General features: G+C 44.3%; 19 protein-coding genes. 11 read left to right on the top strand and 8 right to left on the bottom strand.

Annotation, left to right across the window (positions count from 1 at the left end):
• Positions 1-396 precede the first annotated feature (396 nt).
• Entirely contained in the window at positions 397-945 is a 549-nt protein-coding gene (locus tag ACFI6L_RS09460) for a hypothetical protein (RefSeq protein ID WP_014949862.1), read from the top strand.
• A 17-nt stretch (positions 946-962) separates the two neighbouring features.
• Here ACFI6L_RS09460 and ACFI6L_RS09455 read toward each other — a convergent pair whose 3' ends face one another.
• Positions 963-1,946, bottom strand: a complete 984-nt coding sequence (locus tag ACFI6L_RS09455; RefSeq protein WP_462573860.1) for an endonuclease/exonuclease/phosphatase family protein — start codon at positions 1,944-1,946, stop codon at positions 963-965.
• 400 nt (positions 1,947-2,346) lie between these two features.
• On the opposite strand from ACFI6L_RS09455, the gene ACFI6L_RS09450 reads away from it, so the two are divergent.
• The gene (locus ACFI6L_RS09450) at positions 2,347-2,946 is read left to right on the top strand and encodes a BON domain-containing protein (protein WP_462573859.1); all 600 of its coding nucleotides are present in this window, start codon (positions 2,347-2,349) and stop codon (positions 2,944-2,946) included.
• Positions 2,947-3,065: 119 nt separating this feature from the next.
• Here ACFI6L_RS09450 and ACFI6L_RS09445 read toward each other — a convergent pair whose 3' ends face one another.
• Entirely contained in the window at positions 3,066-3,872 is an 807-nt protein-coding gene (locus tag ACFI6L_RS09445) for a TIGR03915 family putative DNA repair protein (protein ID WP_462573857.1), read from the bottom strand.
• Between the two features lie 16 nt (positions 3,873-3,888).
• The gene (locus ACFI6L_RS09440) at positions 3,889-5,130 is read right to left on the bottom strand and encodes a putative DNA modification/repair radical SAM protein (protein WP_462573856.1); all 1,242 of its coding nucleotides are present in this window, start codon (positions 5,128-5,130) and stop codon (positions 3,889-3,891) included.
• Between the two features lie 464 nt (positions 5,131-5,594).
• Between ACFI6L_RS09440 and ACFI6L_RS09435 the strand changes: the two genes are divergently transcribed.
• Entirely contained in the window at positions 5,595-5,972 is a 378-nt protein-coding gene (locus ACFI6L_RS09435) for a hypothetical protein (protein WP_014949857.1), read from the top strand.
• 77 nt (positions 5,973-6,049) lie between these two features.
• Here the strand turns inward: ACFI6L_RS09435 and ACFI6L_RS09430 are convergent, their stop codons facing one another.
• From ACFI6L_RS09430 to ACFI6L_RS09420, 3 genes are all read right to left on the bottom strand, one after another.
• Positions 6,050-6,958 carry a 5'-methylthioadenosine/S-adenosylhomocysteine nucleosidase gene (locus ACFI6L_RS09430; protein ID WP_462573854.1) on the bottom strand — a complete coding sequence of 303 codons (909 nt, stop codon included), beginning with the start codon at positions 6,956-6,958 and terminating at the stop codon, positions 6,050-6,052.
• Positions 6,959-7,153: 195 nt separating this feature from the next.
• Complete coding sequence (gene pyk, locus ACFI6L_RS09425) at positions 7,154-8,590, bottom strand: pyruvate kinase (RefSeq protein WP_014949855.1); 1,437 nt, start codon at positions 8,588-8,590, stop codon at positions 7,154-7,156.
• Positions 8,591-8,828: 238 nt separating this feature from the next.
• Positions 8,829-9,680, bottom strand: a complete 852-nt coding sequence (locus ACFI6L_RS09420) for a MurR/RpiR family transcriptional regulator (RefSeq protein ID WP_014949854.1) — start codon at positions 9,678-9,680, stop codon at positions 8,829-8,831.
• Between the two features lie 284 nt (positions 9,681-9,964).
• Here ACFI6L_RS09420 and zwf point away from each other — a divergent pair, with 284 nt between their 5' ends.
• Genes zwf through ACFI6L_RS09395 form a run of 5 tightly spaced genes read left to right on the top strand, consistent with a single transcriptional unit; the run spans position 9,965 to position 15,589 of the window.
• A complete protein-coding gene (gene zwf, locus ACFI6L_RS09415; RefSeq protein ID WP_014949853.1) occupies positions 9,965-11,458 on the top strand; it encodes a glucose-6-phosphate dehydrogenase in 1,494 nt (497 codons plus the stop codon).
• Between the two features lies 1 nt (position 11,459).
• Positions 11,460-12,152 (top strand): 6-phosphogluconolactonase, encoded by a 693-nt coding sequence (gene pgl, locus ACFI6L_RS09410; RefSeq protein WP_069944511.1) that lies wholly within the window; start codon positions 11,460-11,462, stop codon positions 12,150-12,152.
• Between the two features lie 9 nt (positions 12,153-12,161).
• The gene (gene edd, locus ACFI6L_RS09405; protein WP_014949851.1) at positions 12,162-13,988 is read left to right on the top strand and encodes a phosphogluconate dehydratase; all 1,827 of its coding nucleotides are present in this window, start codon (positions 12,162-12,164) and stop codon (positions 13,986-13,988) included.
• Complete coding sequence (locus ACFI6L_RS09400; protein ID WP_014949850.1) at positions 13,988-14,941, top strand: glucokinase; 954 nt, start codon at positions 13,988-13,990, stop codon at positions 14,939-14,941. The genes edd and ACFI6L_RS09400 overlap by 1 nt, the downstream gene beginning before the upstream one ends.
• A 3-nt stretch (positions 14,942-14,944) precedes the next feature.
• Entirely contained in the window at positions 14,945-15,589 is a 645-nt protein-coding gene (locus ACFI6L_RS09395; protein ID WP_014949849.1) for a bifunctional 4-hydroxy-2-oxoglutarate aldolase/2-dehydro-3-deoxy-phosphogluconate aldolase, read from the top strand.
• 122 nt (positions 15,590-15,711) lie between these two features.
• Here the strand turns inward: ACFI6L_RS09395 and ACFI6L_RS09390 are convergent, their stop codons facing one another.
• On the bottom strand, positions 15,712-16,563 hold the full coding sequence (locus tag ACFI6L_RS09390; protein ID WP_338851598.1) for a D-hexose-6-phosphate mutarotase: 852 nt from the start codon (positions 16,561-16,563) through the stop codon (positions 15,712-15,714).
• Positions 16,564-16,751: 188 nt separating this feature from the next.
• The gene (gap, locus tag ACFI6L_RS09385) at positions 16,752-17,747 is read right to left on the bottom strand and encodes a type I glyceraldehyde-3-phosphate dehydrogenase (RefSeq protein ID WP_014976817.1); all 996 of its coding nucleotides are present in this window, start codon (positions 17,745-17,747) and stop codon (positions 16,752-16,754) included.
• A gap of 235 nt (positions 17,748-17,982) precedes the next feature.
• On the opposite strand from gap, the gene malQ reads away from it, so the two are divergent.
• From malQ to glgX, 3 genes are all read left to right on the top strand, one after another.
• The gene (gene malQ, locus ACFI6L_RS09380) at positions 17,983-20,181 is read left to right on the top strand and encodes a 4-alpha-glucanotransferase (protein WP_338851596.1); all 2,199 of its coding nucleotides are present in this window, start codon (positions 17,983-17,985) and stop codon (positions 20,179-20,181) included.
• A 158-nt stretch (positions 20,182-20,339) separates the two neighbouring features.
• Positions 20,340-22,523, top strand: a complete 2,184-nt coding sequence (glgB, locus tag ACFI6L_RS09375) for a 1,4-alpha-glucan branching protein GlgB (protein ID WP_338851595.1) — start codon at positions 20,340-20,342, stop codon at positions 22,521-22,523.
• Between the two features lie 47 nt (positions 22,524-22,570).
• Positions 22,571-24,658, top strand: coding sequence for a glycogen debranching protein GlgX (gene glgX, locus ACFI6L_RS09370; protein ID WP_338851593.1), 2,088 nt, complete (start codon positions 22,571-22,573; stop codon positions 24,656-24,658).
• Positions 24,659-24,973 lie beyond the last annotated feature (315 nt).

The raw sequence follows: 24,973 nt of genomic DNA, 5'->3' as shown, positions 1-24,973 counted from the left end.
ATGGTTGAGCGCCAAGGCAAGCAAGAGGTGCAAAGTGAGAGAAAAATTTACAAACGAATGTATGGAGGCCAACAGCAGTTTTTTATGTTAGTTCTTGGTGGTCTGTTCTAATTTGCAGATTAACATGACGCTTCTTTTCATAAGTCTTGTTTTACTGTGCATCTAGCGCGTAATTGCTTTGCCGTTCCCACATATTTTGATATGCTTGGTGAGTAGGTTAAACATTACAATTCAATAGTTTAAATATTCCTACAAATATTGCTTAACACGTTTTCTTTCGAGTAGAACTAATCTCATGTTATTGGTTTTTACTCACTCAGAGTGTAGGTAAATCTTCAGCCTTACTTGTAACGTATTAATTTCTGAATTTCGTATTTTTTCTGGTGGACAAAGGCTGTGGAATCACAATCGTCTGTATTCATTCGACACTATGACAAACAATCATTAAAGGTGGTTGATGTTATATCTGGTATCTCACCAAATGCTATGCGCAGAGTATTTGGCGGCTGGATATTTTTCGCAGCTGTTGTCGGCGTTATTGTAAGCGTAGCACCAGATTTGAGCGCTCAATTTATCGGTTTAACACTTTTCGTTCTTGTTGCCTTTACACTCGTAATGTTTGGACAGAGCAGAATAACGGAAGGCTGGCCAGCTATAATTTGCGACAACAACTACATCGGCGTGGTGAGAGACCCTGTTAAGAGAGAGTATATTTGTGTGAACTCTGCTCTGGTCAAAGAAGCTAACCCCACATTAATAAAACCCAACAAAAAAGCGGTTGAGATTGTGTTAGATAGCGAACAACTATCGGCAGAAGATCAAGAGGTGCTAAACCAAGCGGTTTGGCCTCGGGATAACAAGCTAATAGGGCTAGCCCATTTTAAAAAGCGTGAAGAGGCGTGTGATAGCCTCATGTGGTGTGTCAAACACCGTAGCTCTCATTAGATTTACAGTCTTGAGTATTACTCCTTGTCCGTGATTAGCGCTAGTTCGGTATAAAGCGGGTAGTGGTCTGAGCCTATGCTTTCAAGCTTCTCTATATTGACCAATGCAAAATGTTCCGAGTGAAATACGTGGTCTAACGGCCATTTCACTAAAGGATATTTCGCGTGAAATGTATTGAAAAAACCGCGCCCCTCTCGTGGGTCTAAAAGTCCGCTTATTTTCTTGAACTTTCTGGTAGTAGGTGACCAAGCCACATCGTTAAGATCGCCAGCGACGACAATAGGGCCCTCTGTTTTAGCTATTTCTTCCCCCACAACAGTAAGTTCTACGTCTCTGGGCTTTGCATACGTGTTTTCTGTTGGGCTTGGTGGTTTTGGATGAAGAAAATATAGCATGACATCTTGTCCGTGGTGATTGATTTTAACTTTCATAGACGGCACATCTTCTTCTATTAGAAATCGCAATGAGACCTCTTCAAAGGGAAGCTTACTATAAAGATGCATACCGTAGAGGTTTTCGAGTGGGCAAAATTTACGATACGGGTATTCAGATTCAATTTCACTGATGCCTTTCTGCCACTTCTCATTAGATTCCAACGTTACGAGAAAATCAGGTTGCTTATTACGTACATGTTCAATGAGCTTGCGAAAATCGTCATTAGGCATATACACATTGCTTGATAAAACACTTAGCTTTTGGCTCGCACTCTCAACCTCGACGTGCCTAACTTCTCTTTTATACAGAGGGGTATAAGGAATGATCCAGATAACCTGATAAATAAGGCTGACTGTTAATCCAGCGACAATAATTACTGCTAGGCTATCTATCTGTGCGTAATAGGTTGATTCAAAAATATGCCCAGCAATTAACAAAGAAATGATAGCTGCTATTTGTAGTCGCGGAAATTCCCACACTCTTACTAACCAATGAGAAGAAGGAAGCAAAGGGGCCCAGCTTACGGCTATAAATAAGACTGAAACAGCAGTAAGTGCAGTATCCATGTCTAGTTGGTCCTTGAGTTTAATTAACGAAAAACACTCCACCTGTTGCTTCTGTCTGCAAAACTAAATTGATGACTATAGCTAGTGAAGCGACACAAATCGTTATAACTACGGCAGCTTTGTGAAATAAGTTTAACCTAAGTATCACTGTAACTTAGCGGCGGCCAACGACAAAAAGTTATCCCCTAGTACAATTGATAGGTGCTTTTCTTAAGTGAAGTTGACGAGTTTTGGGCATTAACAAAATTAAGTAAAAAGTTCTCAAACAAAGGCAAAGTTTGCAAAACAAAACTTACTTAACTAGCCCTGGATATTAATATTTATCATATAAAACAATGTCTTATTTTGTTGGCAAGGAATTGGCATGACTATCTACGAGTTTCGACAAAGGAGAAATGTTATGAAACGTTCACTTATTTCTATGATTGTTGCTACAACTTTGACTACAGCTGCATATGCAGGTGACATGGACACAGACAACAAATGGGAGAAAGGTGCCAAAGACGCATGGATTGATGGCAAAGCAGAGGCAACGCTGTTGTTCAATGGTAACCTTGATTCATTCGACATTAACACTGACGTTAAAAACGGTAATGTCGTTCTTACTGGTAAGGTTGAGAACTCTGTTGATAGAAAGCTAGCGGAAGAGCTAGTAGCGAATATTGACGGTGTAACGTCTGTAGACAACAAGCTAACGGTTGTTTCTGACAAAGATATGGAAGGCGACATGTCAGATGACATGGAAGATACTGTTGACGAAGGCACAAGCGAGTTAACTGACGCCAAAATCGCCACAGTAATCAAAACCCGTCTTCTTATGGATACCGATATTTCAGGTTTCGACATCGATGTTGACGTAGAAAACGGTGTAGTAACACTGACTGGCGACGTTGATTCTGATGCTGAGCGTGATCTAGCTGTGGAAATTGCCAAGAATGCATCTGACGTAAAAGATGTTGAAAGCAACCTTCGTGTAGTTACTGAAACTGCGATGAACTAATATCATTGTTGCTTTATACAAAAAAGGGGCCTCGGCCCCTTTTTTTGGTCACGTTTTACAGAGCTTTCCAAATCGCAATAAACAAAGGAAGCACAGCTGCTAATATTTGTCAGGAGAACTTATTCACCATTCTCCACCTTTTTTCCATTTAGTATCATCCTACGTGCTCTAGCATCCGAGTGGCGTATCATATCGTTAATAAGCGACGTCTCAGGCATATTCTTCCAGTATTTTTTGGGCATTGAACTTAACATTGCCTTTGTTTTTACGCGGGCAGGATTAAATATATTTGCATAATACGTAAGCCAGTATTTTTCAATTCTGTCATCATTTGGAATGATACTAGGGTCAGGATTATCTTCCAAAACAAGTGTTTTAGTATTCCAATGCGCAGCTCGATAAGGGGTAAGTATTGACCAACACATATTTTTAAAACGAGTCTGAAAAAAATCGAGCTTCATTTCCAAGCTGAAGTGTTCTGGTTCATACCACGCAATAAAATGCTCTTGTCCGTCAACTACGACTTCTCGAAATCTCAAAAAAGCACTTATCTTATATGCATCGCGTTTTACTGCTTTAGCCAGCATGGTGAGACGCAACACATCTTCGTCAGTTTTTAAGTGAATAAGGTTTCTGTTTTCGAAAACTACTCGCCATAAAACGCGGTAACATAAAGCGAAACGATCGGGGGCTTGGTGGCATAACGCATACTTCAACAGCGTTAAAACTGATCTGGGAATTCTGTAATTCGTTTGGCTTTCACCAATAGCGTTGGCCGAATCGGTCACGGCAAACAAGTCGTCTTGGTTAGATTGCGAAGTTTGCCATGTAACGTTCTCGGGAGGTATGTGTTGGGCTAGACATTCTCTCGATGCTTTTCGCCATTCGTCGTATCCGGGCACTGATGAAATTGTTACTTTTTTCATTGTGGTACCAATTAGATTAAGCGCTGAACAATTCAAACTGTTTTGGTTGTTTAAATTGCTGTTCAAAGTTACTGCTATCGAGCAAATGGATAGCGGGGGAATAATCACTAACAGTAATGAACGGTTTTAATTTTTGTAAGGGCAAACGCATTTTTGTGAGATCGAACCAGCTAAGCTTTGTGTAACGTCGAATAGCCAGAATTTTTTGTACTGTGCGTGCTCCCAGTCCAGGAACTCGCAATAAAAGTAGCTTGTCAGCTTTGTTTAAATCGATGGGAAATATGTGGCGATTGCGTAGCGCCCACGCAAGCTTGGGGTCGTGCTCCATATCTAGCATGTCGTTGTGTACGATTTCATCTAAACCAAATCCATAAAAGCGCAGGAGCCAATCGGCCTGATAAAGTCGGTGTTCACGGATAAGTGGCGCCGGTTTAAGAGGCAAGACTTCAGACGCATCTGGGATAGGCGAAAATGCAGAATAGTAAACGCGCCGCAATTTTTGTTGACCATACAGTTTGACACTCGTGCCAAGGATAACTTTATCATTTGAGTCATCGGCTCCTATGATCATCTGAGTGGACTGTCCGCCAGGAGCAAAGCGAGGTGGGCGTTTACCCGAGAAGGTTTTATCTACTTTGTGTTCATTTATTTTGTTTTTCAATGTATTCATTGAACCGTGAATTTCACCAAGGTCTTTTTCCGGGGCGTATTTGTTCAACGAATTTTGTGTCGGCATTTCGATGTTTATACTTAGCCTATCGGCATATAAGCCAGCTTCAGCCTGTAGTTCAGGAGATGCATTCGGAATGGTCTTAAGATGAATGTACCCTTTAAATCCGTGATCAATGCGAAGAGACTTCGCGATGCGTACCATGCTCTCCATAGTCAGGTCGGGAGAGCCGACAATACCGGAACTTAAAAATAATCCCTCAATGTAGTTACGCTTATAAAAATTAAGCGTTAAATCAACCGTTTCTTTAACGGTAAAACGCGCTCGTTGAACGTTGCTAGACACCCTATTGATGCAGTAATGGCAATCGTATATGCAATAGTTGGTCATTAGGATCTTAAGTAATGATACGCATCGACCATCAGGGGTAAAGCTGTGACATATCCCTGACCCTCCTGTGAGCGATCCTATTCCTTTTTTGTCAGTTTTACCTGCTTTTCGTTTACCGGCGGAGCCACTTGCGCAAGAAGCGTCATACTTAGCGGCATCTGAAAGAATTTCGAGTTTTTGAATGAGTTTGTCATGCATCGCAAATGGTCACTTTCTCTAGGCAAATGTACGTGGTAGACGGTCTGAAAAAAAACAAGATTCCATACCAGTACTTTGCTTGTTGTGGTATATCTCAATACTGTATAAGTGTACAGTATTGAGGGAAGTGAGTTTATTAAATTTGAAAGGAAAATTTTATCTTGCTGTGTGTAGAAAGTACCTTATACAACTTTAGTATAAGTTTTGGGTTGATCTAAATTACTGAAAAATAAAGATTAACTATATGGTGCGGAAGGTGCATATGGTTAAGTAGATATGAGTGAATTACTTGATGTATTGAATAGACGAAAGTTTGTATTGTCAGGCAGAAAACATCTGCTGCAACGTGAAAGCTAGAAACTTAAATAGTCGAATGACTCAATACATTGGTGATAAATACTTCTAATTAAGTGGATTGTAGCGAGCTTATCGATACAAGTGCAAAATCGTTCAAGGAGTGGGGCATGAACTTTTTAAAGTGGGTTTATTCAGGCTTAGTGGTATCAGCAATCATTGTTATAGTCGGTGTAATTGGGCAAGGAAAGCTATCCGTAAGCCAAGCATCAGCTGATGACGAACAGCGCCCCGTTCACATGGATATTCAAAAAGTACAGCGCAACTTCTCATTGGTAGAATTTGATTTGTCGAAAAAGGCACATCTATTGAGAAAAACGCGTCTAGAGCACTACATTGCACAGGCTAAGCAAGCCGATTTAAGAGGTTGGAAATTTAAGCGTGATGAGTTTGTTGAGCGCGCCGAAAATATTCTAAATCATCATCTTACTCAATACGCGAATGATGTTAGTCAAGATGCGGAAACTTATACCGCTCAAGCAATCTAATACAAAGGCTATACATGAAAACGCGCCTTACATTCTTGCAATGTAGGGCGCGTTTTTCGTTTGAGTGTTTTCCAAATTTATTCCGACAGCGCAGAAATATAAGCTCTTACCACTTTTTCAACAAAGGCCTGACAATCTTTGGCCGTGGTTGGGTCATATTCACCATGGTTGGTAATATTGTTCGACAATACGCGAATACCTAAAAAGGGAACGTGGTAGGCATGTGCAATCTGCGCTGCAGAAGCGGTTTCCATTTCTTCCACACTCGTTCCCATATTCTTATGGAGCCATGCTATTCGATCTAACTCGTTATTCCAAAAGTTACCGCTGCCAATCGTTCCTTTAACGACGTTCCCGCGTTTGTACTGCTTGGATAGCGATAGAGCTAGGTTGATGAGCTGTTTGTCTCCTAAATAAAAACGCAACTTTTCTGCGTCCTTAGCGCTACTCCCTTCTCCCGCGCTGCCTTCTGACGCCATAAGATCCATCGGCAGCCAATTAAACGGTTGAGAACCTTCTCCTTGAGCCAGCTTGGGCGTTTTAAAATTGGATGCATTAATACTGCGTTCGCCAAGAACAATATCACCAACTTTTAAGGAAGGATCGTGGCCACCTGATGTTCCCTGATTGATGATAAGGCGAGGGTGGTATCTCTCTATGCCAATAGCGGTGGCGGCCGCAGTATTTTCTAAACCCTTACCGGTTTTAGCTACCACAATGGGGTACCCGTTTAGTGTCCCTTTATAGAATACGGCATTACCTGAATACTCTGTTGAAGTGTTATCCAAAAGCGCAGCAAAGTATTCAGCTTCAATGGGCATGGGGCCTTGAATCATTATTGGCTGTAATGGAGCGTTCTGTGAAGCTACTTCTACACGCTTCATGGTGTGTACGTGCTGTGTATTTGCCCATACGCTATGAGTGAAAAGTGCCAAGAGCGTTATAATTGCTGAAAAACGTGTGTAGCGATTGAAAATGAGCTGCATATCTATCCTTATTTTTGTCGTTGTTGTCCCGAGGAGTGTTAACGAATTCTCGTTGTTTGGTTGGATATGTTTTTTGTAATTTTGATAATGACTTAGTTGAGTGTTCTTATTATAAGCGTCAGCTTACCACTGCTTTAGTAAATTACAGGCAAAAAAAAGCGAAGCATTTGCTTCGCTTTAATAGTGTATTCGTTGCTATTCGACTTCTACGATTTTAAGGGTATTGGTCGCGCCCACTTTTTCCATTTCATCGCCGTAAGTCAGGATGATACTGTCGCCGCTTTTCACTAATCCTTTCTCTTTAAGTGATGCAATAACATCGTACTTCAATTTGCCAGGTTCACTGTTTGAAGAGTCAAAGAAAACCGGCTTAACGCCGCGGCAAAGCGCCATTGTGTTAAGCGTTGATTCGTGACGAGACATCGCAATAATTGGCAGAGATGTAGTAATGCGAGACATTAACGTTGGTGTAGTTCCACTTTCAGTTAAACCTACAATCGCTTTAACACTAGGCAAGTGGTTCGCAGCGTAAACCGCTGACAGAGCAATTGACTCGCTAGTAGAAGAAAACTGCTGATCCATGCGGTGCTTGGAAATTTTAACGCTTGGATGTGTTTCCGCGCCTTCACAAACACGAGCCATAGCTGCAACTGTTTCAATAGGGAAATTACCCGCCGCTGTTTCAGCTGAAAGCATTACCGCGTCAGTGCCATCTAGTACAGCGTTTGCAACGTCCATTACTTCTGCACGTGTAGGCATAGGGCTGTCAATCATCGACTCCATCATTTGCGTCGCGGTGATCACAACCTTGTTGAGCTGGCGAGAACGGGCAATCAGTTTCTTTTGAACACCAACAAGTTCCGCATCGCCAATTTCTACACCCAAGTCACCACGAGCAACCATTACCGCATCTGAAGCGCTGATGATATCCGTCATGGCTTCGTCAGACGCCACCGTTTCAGCACGCTCGACCTTTGCACAAATTTTTGCATAGCAGCCAGCTGCTTCGGCAAGTTCTCGCGCGTAGTTCAAGTCTGCGCCGCTGCGAGGAAATGACACTGCAAGATAATCAACACCAATTTTCGCAGCGGTTTTAATGTCTTCTTTGTCTTTTTCGGTAAGTGCATCTGCAGAAAGACCACCGCCTTGACGGTTAATGCCTTTATTGTTTGAAAGCTTGCCGCCTACTGTTACTTCAGTAATCACTTTGCGGCCTTCAACGCCAGTTACTCGAAGCTGAATACGACCGTCATCAAGAAGCAGAATATCGCCTGCTGATACATCATCAGGAAGCGCTTTGTAATCAATACCTACTTGATTAATATCACCTTCGTCGCGGCCTAATTCAGCGTCTAGAATGAATTTTGCGCCAACCTCTAAACGAACTGCACCTTCGGCAAAACGAGCAACACGGATTTTAGGGCCCTGAAGATCACCTAAAATCGCTACGTATTTACCTAGGTTCTTTGCTGCCTGACGAACGCGCTTTGCACGTTCAATGTGGTCTTCGGCTTGTCCGTGTGAAAAGTTCATGCGCACAGTGTTTGCGCCTGCGGCAATAAGTGCCTGAATCTTTTCAAGTGAGTCGGTTGCAGGTCCTAGGGTGGCAAGAATTTTCGTTCTTCTGGTCATGTGATTCCGTCGCTGTTTCTAAGTTAGAAAAGACAAAGAGTGATAGGCTACGCGTTTATACGGTATGCCTGTAATCGCTTTACGTAATTTTATTACAGAATAATAGTTGAATTTGACAAAAATGTGAATGAAATAAACAAAAACGCCTAACTGGCTCGACCAGTTAGGCGTTTTCGCTGATTTATTGAACCAATATTGCTACGGTAGGTGGTTCTTATTTGATCACGTGGGAAGAAAATTACTCACCACGCTTTTCATAACGTGAACCACGCAGCGTATCCTTTACTCGCTTCAGATTCTCTCTGAACTTGTTGCCGCGGCGCAGTGTAAAGCCGGTTGCCAGGACATCAATTAGCGTGAGTTGCGCGATGCGAGAGGCCATAGGCATATACATATCAGTATCTTCCGGCACTTCCAGCGATAACACGTAACTGCATTCCTGTGCCAGCGGACTATCTGCTGAGGTAATTCCTACTACAGTAGCGTCGTTCATACGGGCAATTTGCGCTATTTCTACTAAGCTTTTAGTTCGGCCCGTATGGCTAATCAATACAACAACATCGCCATCAGAACAGTTCATGCAGCTCATGCGCTGCATCAGGATATCTTCAAAGTAGACCACTGGAACATTGAAGCGGAAAAATTTATTTAGTGCATCGTGTGCCACTGAAGCTGAAGCGCCTAAACCGAAAAATGAAATTTTCTGTGCCTGTGTAAGTAAATCAACAACGCGATTTACCACGTTCACATCCACAGATTGGCGCGCCACTTCCAGGGACGCCATGGTCGATTCGAATATCTTATTGGTATATTCGTCTGGGCTGTCGTTTTCATCAACATGGCGGTTTACATAAGGCGTGCCGTTAGCCAGGCTCTGCGCTAAATGCAGTTTAAAGTCTGGGAAGCCTTTAGTATCAAGTCTTCGGCAGAAACGGTTTACGGTAGGCTCACTAACATCCGACATCTTAGCGAGGGTTGCTATACTCGAATGAATGGCCGTTTGTGGGTTAGCTAGAATTACTTCAGCTACCTTTTTCTCAGATTTACTGAATGCCGCTTGGTTTTGTGTGATTTTTTCTAAAATGTTCATACAGATATAGCAATTAGTTAGCACAATTTATTGTAAGGTACACCCGTAATAGTACCCAATGTGACGTCTGTGACAAGAAAAATGTAATTTTTTGACAATTTTTGTTATTTCAATCGGGTTAAATGAGGGTAAACTGAGGGAAACAGTAAAGATTCAGATCCTATAGTTGGTACAAGTTGTAATTTTACTACATTTGGTGTTAACTATACGGTAAAAATAGTCGTTAGTGTTGTAAATAACTGTACAATACGCCGCGGACACATACATTTAAAAGGTCGACGAATATGGTATTGGATAATTCCTACGAACCCTGTGATTTTGTACTTTTCGGTACACTGGGAGATCTTTCACGACGCAAGTTGTTGCCTTCTTTATATCAGCTTGAAAAAGCAAACTTGATGCACCCAGACACCACTATTGTGGGTGTTGCGCGTCAAGAAATGGAGCTGGATGCCTATATTGAAGAAGTTCATGCCAACCTAATCAAGTTTGGCGAGAAGAACTTGTGTGAAGCCACTTGGGAAAAAATGAAAGCGCGTTTGCACTATGCATGCGTAGACATGAAGGACGTTGAAAGCTATTGCGTATTAGACGACCACGTTGACCCAAGCCGCACCATGGTGTGTTATTTAGCGACGCCACCGGCGATATACGGTGATATCTGTCGTGGCCTGCATAGCTGCAAAATTATCGACTCAAGCGTTCGCGTTGTGCTAGAAAAGCCAATTGGTCACGATTTGGCATCGTCAAAAGTGATCAATGAGCAAGTTGCAGAATACTTCGACGAAAAGCAAATTTACCGCATTGACCATTACCTTGGTAAAGAGACAGTACTAAACCTAGTATCACTGCGTTTTGCCAATTCTATTTTTGCTACTAACTGGGACCACAACTGCATTGACCATGTTCAAATCTCAGTTGCAGAGTCAGTGGGTATTGAAGGGCGTTGGGGTTACTTTGACGACGCGGGTCAAATGCGAGATATGGTGCAAAACCACTTGCTACAAATTCTAAGCTTGGTAGCGATGGAGCCTCCGACAACGCTCGACGCTGACAGCATTCGTGACGAAAAATTGAAAGTGCTTAAAGCGCTTCGTCCGATTAACTCGTTTAATATTAATGACAGCACAGTACGCGGTCAGTATACCTCTGGTTTCGTGAAGGGCGAAGAAGTGCCTGGGTACCTTGAAGAAGAAGGTGCTAATACGCAAAGTAAAACCGAAACCTTTGTTGCTATTAAAGCGGAAATTGACAACTGGCGTTGGGCTGGTGTGCCGTTCTACCTACGCACAGGTAAGCGCATGCCAACTAAGGTGAGTGAAGTTGTTATTTACTTCAAGCGTCAGCCACACAACTTGTTCGGTGACAGCTTCAAGAATCTCCCACCCAATAAGCTCGTTATTCGTCTACAGCCAGACGAAGGTGTAGAAATCACCGTAATGAATAAAGTACCTGGCTTAACCAGCTCAGGCTCTATGGATCTACAAAAATCCAAGTTAAACCTAAGTTTCTCTGAAGCGTTTGCCGATGAGCGTATTCCTGACGCATACGAAAAACTCCTTCTTGAAGTTATGTTGGGTAATCAGGCGCTATTCGTTCGTCGTGACGAAATTGAGCAAGCTTGGACGTGGGTAGACTCAATTCTTGAAGCGTGGAAGCAATCGAGCGAGCCGCCAGAACCGTATCAAGCAGGTACGTGGGGGCCGGTAGACTCTATAGGTCTTCTTGCTCGCGAAAATCGCAGCTGGTACGAGAGCAAAACAGGGAAGAAAAAGTAATATGGCGTTAACAACTCTATCATTTGAAACACCTGATGCGCTGACTGATGCATTTGCGCAAGACTTAGTCAGCATTTTAAAAACAGGTATTAAAACTCGCGGTCGAGCTTCGCTTGTCGTTAGTGGTGGTCGTACACCGCTGGCGCTTTTTAAACAATTAAGTGAAACCGAACTTGAGTGGGATAAGGTTGATATCACCCTTGCCGACGAGCGCTGGGTTGAAGAGGGCCACGAGGCCAGCAACACCAGCCTAGTCAAAAATAATCTAATTCAAAATAAAGCCGCAGCAGCTCGTTTTATCGAATTGAAAAGCGATGCTAATGATGCAAACGAAGGCGTAAATGCCGCAGAGTCAAATCTGGCTAGCATGTCACAACCTTTTGATGCATTGATTCTTGGCATGGGGGAAGATGGTCACACTGCATCGCTTTTCCCTTGCTCTGAACAAGTACTTGACGGCTTAGATATGAGCAGCGGCAGAACCTGCATCGCTGTTCAACCTACAACAGCACCTCATCAACGTATTTCATTAACGCTACCAGCGTTACTCAATAGCCGTAATATCTTTTTGCATTTAACAGGCGAGAAGAAAAAACAAGTCTTACTTGATGCTATTGAAAATGCCACCGAAGCGCAAAAGCCCATCACCGCCGTAGTTAACCGCGCGCCGGTTACTTTGATGTGGGCGCCATAGGAGACAAACATGAATCCAAAAATTGCTGAAGTTACGCAACGAATTATCGAGCGTAGTAAAGAAACGCGTAAGGCGTATCTAGAAAAAATTGAGAGTGCACGACGTCAAGGACCACACCGTGGTGTGTTGTCATGCGGTAACCTTGCTCACGGCTTTGCAGCATGTGGAACAAGCGAAAAATCAGATCTTCGTTCAATGACCAAAGCCAACGTGGCAATTGTGTCTGCGTATAACGATATGCTTTCAGCGCACCAGCCTTACGAGACGTATCCTGCGCTCATTAAGGATGCAGTGAAAGAAGTAGGCAGCGTAGCCCAGTTCGCAGGTGGTGTACCTGCTATGTGTGATGGTGTTACGCAAGGCCAGTCTGGCATGGACTTAAGCCTAATGAGCCGTGATAACATTGCTCAGGGTGCTGCCATTGCGCTTTCTCACAATATGTTCGATAGCGCACTGATGCTAGGTATCTGCGACAAAATCGTTCCTGGGCTTCTAATGGGCGCACTAACGTTCGGTCATTTGCCTACGGTTTTTGTGCCAGCAGGTCCAATGCCATCGGGTCTTCCAAACAAAGAAAAAGCCCGTGTTCGTCAAGAATTTGCCGAAGGTAAAGTAGGGCGTGACGCGCTGCTTGAAGCTGAATCTCAATCTTACCACTCTGCAGGTACCTGTACGTTCTACGGAACGGCAAACTCGAACCAACTAGTGGTTGAAATGATGGGCTTGCACCTTCCTGGTTCGTCGTTTGTTAATCCGGGCACTCCTTTGCGCGACGCGCTAACTAAAGCGGCTGCGGTTCAAGCAACACGCTTAACTGACCTTGGCGACAACTATACGCCAATTGGTCATATTGTAGATGCAAAAGCCATTGTGAACGGCCTTGTAGGTCTTCTTGCTACGGGTGGTTCTACTAACCACACCATGCACCTTATTGCGGTAGCACGCGCTGCAGGTTACATCGTAAATTGGGACGACTTCTCAGATATCTCTAATGCTGTGCCTCTTCTTACTCGCATTTACCCGAATGGCTCAGCTGACATTAACCACTTTGTTGCAGCAGGTGGTATGTCATTGCTAATTAGACAGTTGCTTGATGCGGGTCTACTACATAACGATGTTAAGACCATTTGTGGTGAAGGCTTAGACTTCTACACTAAAGAGCCTGTGCTTAAAGACGGCGAATTAGAATGGCGAGACGGCCCAACGGAATCCCTTGATAAAGAAGTGCTAGCAACTGTTGACGCACCGTTTAAGCCAGATGGTGGTTTGAGTGTGCTTGACGGCAATCTTGGTCGTGGTGTTATTAAAACCTCAGCACTTCGCACGCCTCACTGTAATATCAAAGCACCAGCAGTTGTGTTTGAAGACCAGTTTGAACTCGATGACGCGTTTAAGTCTGGCAAGTTAGACAAAGACTGCATTGTAGTTGTTCGCTTCCAAGGTCCTTCAGCGATTGGTATGCCAGAACTTCACCGCTTAACGCCACCTCTTGGGGTGCTTCAAGATCGCGGCTTTAAAGTGGCGCTAGTTACTGACGGTCGTATGTCTGGTGCATCAGGTAAAGTTCCTGCAGCTATCCACGTGACTCCAGAAGCTTATAAAGGCGGTCTACTTGCTAAAGTGCAAGAGGGCGACATTATTGAGCTAAACACACAAACTGGTGCACTAACACTGCATGTGGACGATGAAACACTGGCTGCACGTGAAGCAGCGCCAGCGAACTTAGCTAAGCATCACGTTGGAATGGGACGTGAAATGTTTGCGGGTATGCGCGCTATTCTGACGGGTGCAGAAGAGGGTGCATGTTCACTGTTTTACACGCAGGAGCAAGCATAATGAGCCAGAAGTTTGTGGCTGATGTTGGCGGTACGAATATTCGTGTTGCAAGGGTAACCGAGTCAGGTGTAGCCGACATCAAAAAATATATGTGTAATGATTTCGCCAGCATAGACCTTGCTATTGCACAATACTTTAGCGACATGCCGGAATACAGCTTTTCGCAAGGTTGTATTGCAATTGCATGTCCAGTATTGGGCGATCAAGTCGAGATGACGAATCACAGCTGGGCATTTTCTCAAAATGCACTTCGCTCTCAGCTTAAACTAGACGCGTTGTTCGTTATCAATGACTTCACTGCCGTAGCGCACTCTTTGCCTGTATTGGGCGAAGAGCAAGTGGTACAAATTGGCGAAGGCACTGCGAAAGAAAATGGCAATATCGCTGTTTTTGGACCTGGTACAGGATTGGGTGTTGAGCATATTACAATGACCTCAACTGGCTGGCAGACGCTGGACGGTGAAGGTGGTCATGTAGACTTTGCACCGGTAGATGAAACCGATGTTGTCGTATGGCGTCACCTTCAATCTACCTTAGGACGTGCTTCTGCTGAAGAAGTAATGTCTGGACGCGGTCTGCATAATATTTACACCGCGCTAGCAAACCACGCATCAGCACCAGTTGTATTTACCGAGCCGGCTCAAATCACTGACGCTGCGCTGAACGGTACCTGTAAAATTGCTGAAGCGACGCTTACCCAATTCTGCCGAATTATGGGAAGCTTTGCGGGTAATTTAGCACTTAACATGGCGACCACGGGCGGCATCTTCATTGGTGGTGGTATTGCTAACCGTTTCCCTGAATTTATTCAAAATAGCGATTTTAGAGCGCGTTTTGAAGCGAAAGGGCAAATGAAGCACTACGTGAAAGACATTCCCACCTATTTAATTGCAGAGCCTGATCATGGTTTATTGGGTGCGGCTGCATATCTGAATCAAAATACAGCGAGCTAAATTATGACAACGAAATGGAAATACTCTCCAGAGGAAATTTTTGCGGCCGGTCCAGTTGTACCTGTTTTGGTAATCAATGACGTAGAAAAAGCGGTTCCTCTGGCAAAAGCGCTGATGGAAGGTGGTATTAAAGTACTGGAAGTAACGCTACGTACCCCTGCTGCTATTGACGTGATTAAGCGAATTGCACAAGAAGTGCCTGACTCGCTAATTGGTGCTGGAACCGTGACTAACGCCCAGCAGCTTAAAGCGGTAGTTGAAGCTGGCGCTAAGTTCGCAATTAGCCCAGGTATGACGGCTGATTTGCTAAAAGCGGGTATGGACTCAGAAATTCCACTTATCCCTGGTATCTCTTCAACTTCTGATTTGATGAAGGGTAAAGATGCGGGTTATACCCACATGAAATTCTTCCCAGCAGAGGCTTCAGGTGGCGTTAAAGCCATTAAGTCAATCAGTGGTCCTTTCCCTGATGTGACGTTTTGCCCAACGGGTGGCATTGGTCCAAACAACTACAATGACTATTTAGCGCTTAACAACGTTAAATGTGTAGGTGGTTCGTGGCTTGCCCCTGACGACGCAATTGAATCAGGTGACTGGGCGCGTATTACGCAGCTAGCAAAAGAAGCTGTTGCGGGTGCTAAACAGTAATTTGCTGAACCTTTAAATGAAAAAACCTGCTCATTGGCAGGTTTTTTTATATCTCTTGATCGTGAACTGCGACTGTCTACCTTCCAAAGTGTCAGCGAAATTGCGCTTGCACTTCAAATAATTTACTTCGGAACAATAGTTTGTTTCAGTATGTGGCTAGCACCGGGGGACAGTGTCTTTCCCTGAGTTAGCGATGTTTCTACGCACAACATATGCTTATAGCCAAATGGGTCCATGTCTGAAATAGACGCGGCGCCTAACCACGGGTTCCACACTACCAAAGAGTCATTGCCGTCGGATACCACTTCCGTGAACGCGTTGCCTTCGACTTCAATTTCTGCCGTTTTAATCGGCGCAACATGAATGCGATCCGTTTCGCCTGTGATGGTGTAAGGACTCGGTGTCGTCTTAAGTCCCCAGTCGTCAAGTTTGTCTTTATATTGACCTTCAATTCCAGTTATTTGGGTATGTTGAATGTGATCAACGTGGAAATATGTATGTAGCGCACAGTTAAATTCGAATGGTACAACACCCGTATTTTCTGTAGTTAACGCAACGTCCATCGTCTCACCAACGGTAATTACCATGGTCACGTTACAATCATTCTCAAACCCTTCTGCTCGGGTAAAGCTTGGCGAAAGCGTAATCGTTGTTCCGCTTTCTGTATCTTCTGAATGAATCAGCTTCCACACTTGTGTTCTCAAAAAGCCGTGAGCGGGGAGGGCACCTTTTTCTCGACCGTGATCATCGCTAAACCAAGGCCAGCACACCGGAATACCACCGCGAATAGGTCGCTCTCCGTTCAAGTAAGCATGGGGGCTTACCCAAAGACGCTCTCTGCCATCGCTTTTAGGCACATATGACAAGATATGACCGCCAAATAGGCTAATACGCGCAGAGGCAAACGCATTATCTACGTCTAAAAAGGTAAGTCCATTAGACTCACTAACGGTAACTGAACTCACAGGTGGCATAAGCCCTCCTTGGACTAATAAGAAAACAACAAAGGGTAAGCGACGGGAAAGCGTATGTCGCTGGAATATCGTTATTATGCGTGTTTACGACCACGAAAAACAAAAAAGGTGCAAACGCCGTGTTTACACCTTTAGATTAACTCAACTTTAGCGTGAATAGTTTAACTATTTTAGCTTAATACCGTTAATTACTTAGAAATGTGAGCCACAAGGTCTAGAACCTTGTTTGAGTAGCCCCATTCGTTGTCGTACCAAGAAACGAGTTTAACGAATGTATCAGTAAGTGCGATACCTGCAGTGGCGTCAAATACCGATGTGCGAGCGTCGCCAAGGAAGTCGTTAGACACAACCGCATCTTCTGTGTAACCCATGATACCTTTAAGCTCGCCTTCTGAAGCTTCTTTCATTGCTGCACAAATTTCATCGTAGCTAGCAGGCTTCGCAAGGTTTACAGTAAGGTCTACTACTGAAACGTTTGGCGTAGGTACACGGAAAGCCATACCTGTTAACTTGCCGTTAAGCTCAGGGATAACTTTACCTACTGCTTTTGCTGCACCGGTTGATGATGGAATGATGTTCTGACCAGCACCACGACCACCACGCCAGTCTTTCATTGAAGGACCGTCTACCGTTTTCTGTGTTGCAGTTGTTGCGTGAACCGTTGTCATCAAACCGTCTACAATGCCAAATTTATCGTTAAGCACTTTGGCAAGTGGAGCAAGACAGTTAGTTGTACAAGACGCGTTTGAAACAATAGTTTCGCCAGCGTAGCTTTCTTGGTTAACACCCATAACGAACATAGGCGTGTCATCTTTAGAAGGTGCAGACATAACAACTTTTTTCGCGCCAGCTTCGATATGCTTCGCGGCAGTTTCTTTAGTCAGGAACAAACCTGTTGATTCAACAACTACGTCAACGTCTACTTCATCCCACTTAAGTGCAGCTGGATCTCTTTCAGATGTAATGCGGATAGTTTTGCCGTTTACAACTAGGCTATTGTTATCTACTGTAACTTCACCGTCGAATAAACCGTGAGTCGAGTCGTATTTCAATAGATAAGCAATGTAGTCCGTGTCTAGTAAGTCGTTTATTGCAACAACTTCGATGTCGTTGCGCTCTGCTGCTGCGCGCATTACTAGGCGTCCAATACGGCCAAAACCATTGATACCGATGCGAATTGTCATAACGTACCCCGATTATTTAAATAAAATGAAAATAAATTACGTAAAGTATGGATCAAAATGCCATAATTAGCAAAATAAAAAGCCAAAGTGTTGCAAAATTACGAATAAGTGCTATTGCAATCGTATTCAGATATCGCCAAGCCCTTGTTTCTAGAATAATGTTAAAAATTTGTTTGTAGACGCACTATGCTTAATTTGCTTTGCGTCTTTTACCGAATAACAGGAATGACACACCATGACACAACAACTTCTGCAACAACTGGTTGAAATGCGGGGAATTGAAACCCAATACGTCGACGCATGGGGAAAGCCAGCAACCATCGCAGAATCAAGTAAAGCAAAACTGCTTAACACACTTGGCTATGACACCAGCAGTGATGAAAAAATTCAGTCACAAATTACACAAGATATAAAGTCGGTATGGTTGTCGCCGTTAAATCCTGTTCAAGTAGTTCGCAATACCCAAGAAATTAATCTAGCAGTTCGTTTACCTATCGAGTTAGTGAACGATGATCACACGCTCACGGTGACCTGTGAAAATGGTGACGTGCTCACTCATCAATTTACGCCAGTTGACCAAGAAATGACGACGATGGCGCATATCGACGATGTAGAGTTTCATGAATACGTAGTAACACTGCCTTTAGATTTGCCCCTTGGTTATCACGATGTAGCCTTAAGCGCTGATGACGATGAGTTTGCGCGTTCTCGCTTAATTGTGGCTCCAGAAGCGTGCTACACGCCAAACGAAATTAAAGAAGGCAAAAAAATATGGGGCTTAAGCGTTCAACTTTACTGCGTTCGCAGTGAAAAGAACTGGGGGATTGGTGATTTTTCTGATTTAGCTCTGCTTATTGAAAAAGCCGCTGGTGTGGGCGCAGACTTTATCGGACTTAATCCTATTCATGCGCTTTACCCTGCAAATCCCAACGCGTGCTCGCCTTATGGGCCAAGCTCACGTCGCTGGCTTAATTATTTGTATATCGATGTGACTGCCATTGACGGCTATGACGATGCATCAGTACAAGCGGTAGTGAGCAGTGATGAGTTTAAAGCCACGCTTGAACATGCACGTAACGTAGAACATGTAGACTACGAGGCAGTCGCCCATGTGAAATTGGCTGCGCTTAAAGCAGTATTTGATGTTTACGATGCCAAATACCTTCGTAAAAGCACAAAGCAAAATAAAGCGTTTAAAGCCTTCGTAGAAGCGGGCGGTGAAAGCTTAGACATGTTAGCGGTGTACGACGCCCTGCAATCGCACCTAAAAGCTGAAGGTAAAGACAGCTGGGGATGGCCGGTATTCCCACAAGAATACAAAGACTATTACAATCCAGCCGTGGCTAAGTTTAAGAGTGCAAACGAACAAGACGTCAAATTTTACTTGTTCCTACAGTGGATTGCCGCCCAACAGCTTGAGCTTGCAAGCAACAAAGCTACTGATGCAGGCATGACCATTGGTCTTTATCGGGACTTGGCGGTAGGCGTTAGTGAAGGCAGTGCGGAAATTTGGGGTAACAAAGACCTATACTGCACAGGCGCAAGTGTAGGTGCTCCACCGGATATCTTGGGCCCACTAGGCCAGAACTGGGGGCTGCCGCCTATGGACCCTCGTAAGCTGTATGAACAGGGTTACCAGCCCATTATTGACCTGTTTGCGTCTAACATGGCGTCGTCAGGCTCATTGCGTATCGATCACGTCATGGCGTTGCTGCGTTTATGGTGGGTTGTGAAAGGTGATAACGCTAAAGATGGCGGCTATGTTTATTATCCTGTAGACGATTTACTCGGTATTCTAGCGCTAGAAAGTCACCGCAATCAGAGCCTGGTTATCGGTGAAGACTTGGGTACTGTACCCGAAGAAATTCGCAGCAAGCTTGCTGATAATGGCGTGTACTCATACCGCGTATTTTTCTTCGAACAAGCGGAAGACGGTGGTTTCTTCTCACCTAGCCATTACCCTGTTCAGTCTATGTCAACGTTGACTACTCACGATATGCCAACGCTGATTGGTTACTGGCACTGTTTAGATTTAGAGCTAGGCAAAGAAATAGGGCTTTATCCAACAGAAGAAATCCTTCAAACGCTTTTTGCGGATCGTCATGAAAATAAACAGGCAATACTTGATACGTTGCACGGCCACGGTTCAATTGGCGATAATGTAGGCCGCGATGTTAATCATACGGGTATGAATCGCGAACTGAATAACGGTATGCAAGTGCATATGGCAGGTGGCTCAAGCGCATTATTGAGCCTGCAATTGGAAGACTGGTTAGAAATGGATAAGCCGGTCAATATTCCTGGTACTTTTGACGAATATCCAAACTGGCGAAGAAAACTCACAGAGAATATCGAGTCGATGTTCGATAGACATGATATAAATGAGTTGGCGTCTAAACTTACTCATGCCAGAAAGCAAGCAAGCCAAGGTTAATTGCGATTATCAAAGAAATGATAATAGGCGGTTGCCTGGGTAACTTAAACGAGTAAGATAAAGTACCAAGACGGTACTTGATAGAGCTTAAATGTATACAACGCATTTAAGCTCACAATTCAACCCGCTGCCATGCGGGTTTTTACTAGGAGTAGCGAATGCAATTAGCGCAGCAGTTTGAACAGGTATTATGTTCTCAGCCGTTTTCCCATTTAGGTGTAGTTAAAAATCAGCAGAAGTCGGTACTTCGCGTTTGGCATCCTAATGTCAGCAAGATAACGATTAAATGGGAGAATGCAGCGCTAGCAAATGTAACCGTTACCTCCAAAAATGGCCTTTTTGAAACACCGCTGCCTAAAGAATATCAGGGTGAGGTTTATCGCGTTATCGCCGAAGGCTTGTATGACGATAAGGGCTATATCGATCCTTATCAATTCTCCGAGCAGGCGTATCATGCGGTACACTACATCGATAGCAAGCCTTCAAACTTGTATGAGCAAGCGGGCGCGCAACTTTTAACACTCACTTCTTCAAAAGGCGATGCGATAAAAGGTGTCAGGTTTTGCGTTTTCGCGCCCAATGCAAGCACGGTGTCGCTCATTGGCGATTTCAATCAGTGGGATGGCCGCACGCATCCTATGGAAAAGACCTCTATGGGATACTGGGTACTGTTTGTGCCAGAACTCGCAGAGGGAGAGCGCTACAAGTATCACATTAAAGATGCACACGGCCACGACCTACCTCACAAGGCTGACCCACTTGGCTTCAGTGCAGAGCAGTATCCTTCTCATGCTTCGAAAATTTACAACCACAATAACTATGAGTGGAATGATAGTGCATGGATGGAAAAGCGAAAGGGGAACAAATACAACAGCCCAATGAGCATTTATGAAGTGCACCTTGGCTCTTGGAAGCGCCCGGGTATTGAAACTGATGCGCGCTATCTTACTTATAAAGCGCTGGCCGATGACTTAATAAGCTACGTCAGCGATATGGGTTACACTCACGTTGAATTGCTGCCTATTTCCGAGTTTCCTTTCGATGGGTCATGGGGCTATCAGCCCGTGGGAATGTTCGCACCAACGAGTAGATTTGGAAACCCAGATGAATTTAAATACTTTGTTGATAAGGCTCACCAAGCAGGTATAGGCGTAATTATCGACTGGGTACCTGCACATTTCCCGGAAGACGGCCATGGCTTGGCGCGATTTGATGGTTCTTGTGTTTATGAATATGAAGATCCGAGGAAAGGTTGGCATCCGGATTGGAATTCTTGCATTTACGATTTCGGCAAAGACACAGTTCGTCAGTTTTTAGTTGCAAACGCACTGTTTTGGCTAGACAAATTTCACGTTGATGGACTCAGGGTTGATGCAGTGGCATCCATGCTTTATCTCGACTATTCACGCAATGACGGAGAGTGGATCCCGAATGTGGATGGTGGCAACGAAAACTACGAAGCCATCAGCTTACTGAAATGGATGAATGAAGAAGTGTACAAGCACTTCCCAGACGCCATGACAATTGCCGAAGAATCAACGTCGTTTCCCAAGGTTTCTCGCCCAGTATTTGATGGTGGTTTGGGCTTTGGCTTTAAGTGGAACATGGGGTGGATGCACGACTCATTACACTACATCGCTAAAGACCCCGCCTATCGCAACTATCACCATGGCGATATTACCTTCAGCATGGTTTACGCGTTTGACGAAAACTTTGTGCTGCCTATCTCGCACGATGAAGTGGTACACGGCAAAGGCAGTATGCTGCATAAAATGCCTGGCGATGAATGGCAGCAAGCTGCTAACCTGCGTTGTTACGCGGGCTTTATGTACGGTCACCCCGGCAAGAAGCTTAACTTTATGGGGAACGAGCTTGCGCAGGCACGAGAATGGAACCATGATAGTAGTTTAGACTGGCACTTGCTCGATTACGAAAAACACAAAGGCATTCAAGCGCTTTATAAGGCGCTCAACAACCTCTATACGTCTACGCCAGCGCTTTACGAGCAAGACCACGAACCAGGGGGCTTTGCTTGGCTGGACCACAATAATGCAGACCAAAGCGTGGTTTCATTTGTTCGTATGTCAAAAGATGCGAAGCAAAAAGTATATGTGGTATCTAATTTTACGCCTGTGCCACGTCAGAACTTCAGAATAGGCGTAGATGATGCATGCACGCTAACGCTAGCACTAAACACTGATGATGGTGCATATTGGGGTAGTGACTACGACGTTGCTTCTACTGTAAATACGCAACCCATACCTTGGAATGAGCGTACTCACTCTGCAGAAATCACGTTACCGCCGCTAGCCACGGTATTTTATGTTACCAATGTGGATTAATCCGACTAGAGCGAAACGCCCTAGTGAAGAGATAAATTGAGAACCAAGTGAACGAAATTCGAGACACCGCACTAATTGTAGAAAGTGGAATAGGAAAGGCATATCCACTTGGCGCAACAGTTACACAAGATGGTTGTAATTTTGCCGTATACGCGCCCGATGCGAAGGCGGTCGTGTTGTGTTTTTTCAATAGTGACACAGAAGAGGCGGTGAGTGAGCATCCATTGCCTGAGAAAACTGGTGATGTTTGGCACGGTCGTTACAACGGCGTTAGCGCAGGACAATACTATGGTTATCGCGTAGAACGCGGTGAGGGAGGGTTACATGCGGTACCCACCGACAAACTGCTAATCGACCCTTACGCCAAGAAAATTAGTCGCGCAATAAAATGGGACGCTAGGCAATACAAACACGACTCTCAGTTTATGATCCCAAAGTGCATAGTAATTGATCAAAATGACTATGCGCCGAGTCATGTTAGCGCGCCTGTTATACCGAAACACAAGCGAGTAGTTTACGAAGCACATATTAAAGGGCTCACAAAACTCCATCCCGATGTACCTAAAGAACACCGTGGCAAATTTATCGGTGCTGCCCATCCGAGTGTCATCAAGCATCTCAAAGCATTAGGCATAACCACGGTGCAATTTATGCCGTTGTGTTCATTCATGCCTGAACCATTTATTACAGAGAAAGGCTTAACCAATTATTGGGGATATAACCCGGTTAACTTCTTTGCACCTGAACCACGCTACGGTGTGTCAGATGCGCTTGCTGAACTGAAGTCTATGGTAGATGCTTATCATACTGCCGGACTTGAGGTTATTGTTGATGTGGTATTTAACCATACAGCAGAGGCAGGCAATGGCGGTCCTATTCTTTCTTATAAGGGGTTTTGCCCTTACCAAGCGTACTTATTAGAGCAAACGAAAAACGGAGAATTGGTTTATTCCAACCACTCTGGCTGTGGTAACACGGTAAATACCGCGCAGCCATTTATGATGGGACTTATTTTAGATGCCATGCGCCACTGGGTATCCGTAATTGGCGTTGACGGCTTTCGTTTCGATTTAGCAGTATGCTTGGGAAGAGAGCCACAAGAATATAGTAAAAAATCTGGGCTGCTGAGAGCCATTAGTAGCGACCCTGTTCTAAAAGAGAGGGTATTGCTTGCCGAACCCTGGGATATTGGGCCTGGCGGCTACCAAGTGGGTAACTTTCCGTCCCCGTGGTTAGAGGTGAATGATAAATACCGCGATACGGTGCGCGCCTTCTGGCGTGGAGACGATGGCGTTACCGCGGACTTTGCTACCCGTTTAATGGGCTCACGAGATATATTTCACAAAGGCCATCGACATATCAGTACGTCGGTAAATAACGTGACATATCACGATGGGTTCACGCTGCACGATATGGTGACCTACGCCGAACGTCACAATCTCGATAACTTAGAAGAAAATCGAGATGGCCATGGACACAACCTGTCTGCCAATTATGGTATTGAAGGGGAAACGAATGACGAGCAGATACTCGCTATGCGTGAGCGTCAAAAGCGCAATCTCTTTGCAACGCTGATCTTCTCGCAAGGTACACCGCATATTCTTGGTGGCGATGAATTAAGCCGCACCCAAAATGGCAATAATAATGCCTATTGTCAGGATAATCCTATTAGCTGGATGAATTGGGAATTAAACAAGCGCAAGCAAGATTTTCTTAGCTTCTGCCAATATGTGATCCGTTTGCGTCAGTCCTCTTCACTGTTAAGCGAACTAAAGCTGCACGATGATACTTTTACGCTCTCACGAAATGTAAAAGAAATAAATTGGTATAAGCCCGATGGTTCTGACAAAGCGTCTGAAGACTGGAATGCGCATCATAACAAAGCGTTTGGTGTGGAAATAAAAGGTTGTGTAACGGGCGACCAGAAGCCAGAGCACTGGTTTTTGTGTGTTAATGCAAGTGAAAGCGACGTGCGTTTTCACCTACCTTCTGTCATACCCAGGGGAGGGTGGACCATGCACTTGGATACGCGCTACAGCTCTCTTGAAGAACAGCCTTCAATTTGCATTCAGAAGGTGTTTTTACAGGCCAGCAAATCGCTAACGTTGTTCAGTTTTTCTCAGTTCTCTGGATAGAATAATGGCTTACAATACGACCTTATACTTGGTTAAGGATGCCTTCAAAGAATTTAAGAGTACCGCTAAACGGCTCTAAACTCAGTGCACGTTAGCTGAATAAGAAACAGAGTCTTTACCTTTGTGTGAATTTCATACAGCATGGGCGAGAGCGCGTAACACAGGTGCTGAATGCGTGCCAAAATCTCGGCTAAACTAGCTTACAAAACCCGTTAATGTTTACCGCTGGTGACAATTACACCACTGCGCACTAAATTGTTAGCTTAGACTGTTCTTTATTCTTTCAGGTGGTATCATGCGCAGCCATCTGAAATG

It is taken from the genome of Alteromonas sp. G4i35 (assembly GCF_054960375.1).
Note: the sequence above shows the minus strand (reverse complement) of the source record. Positions and strands in the feature narration are given on the sequence as shown.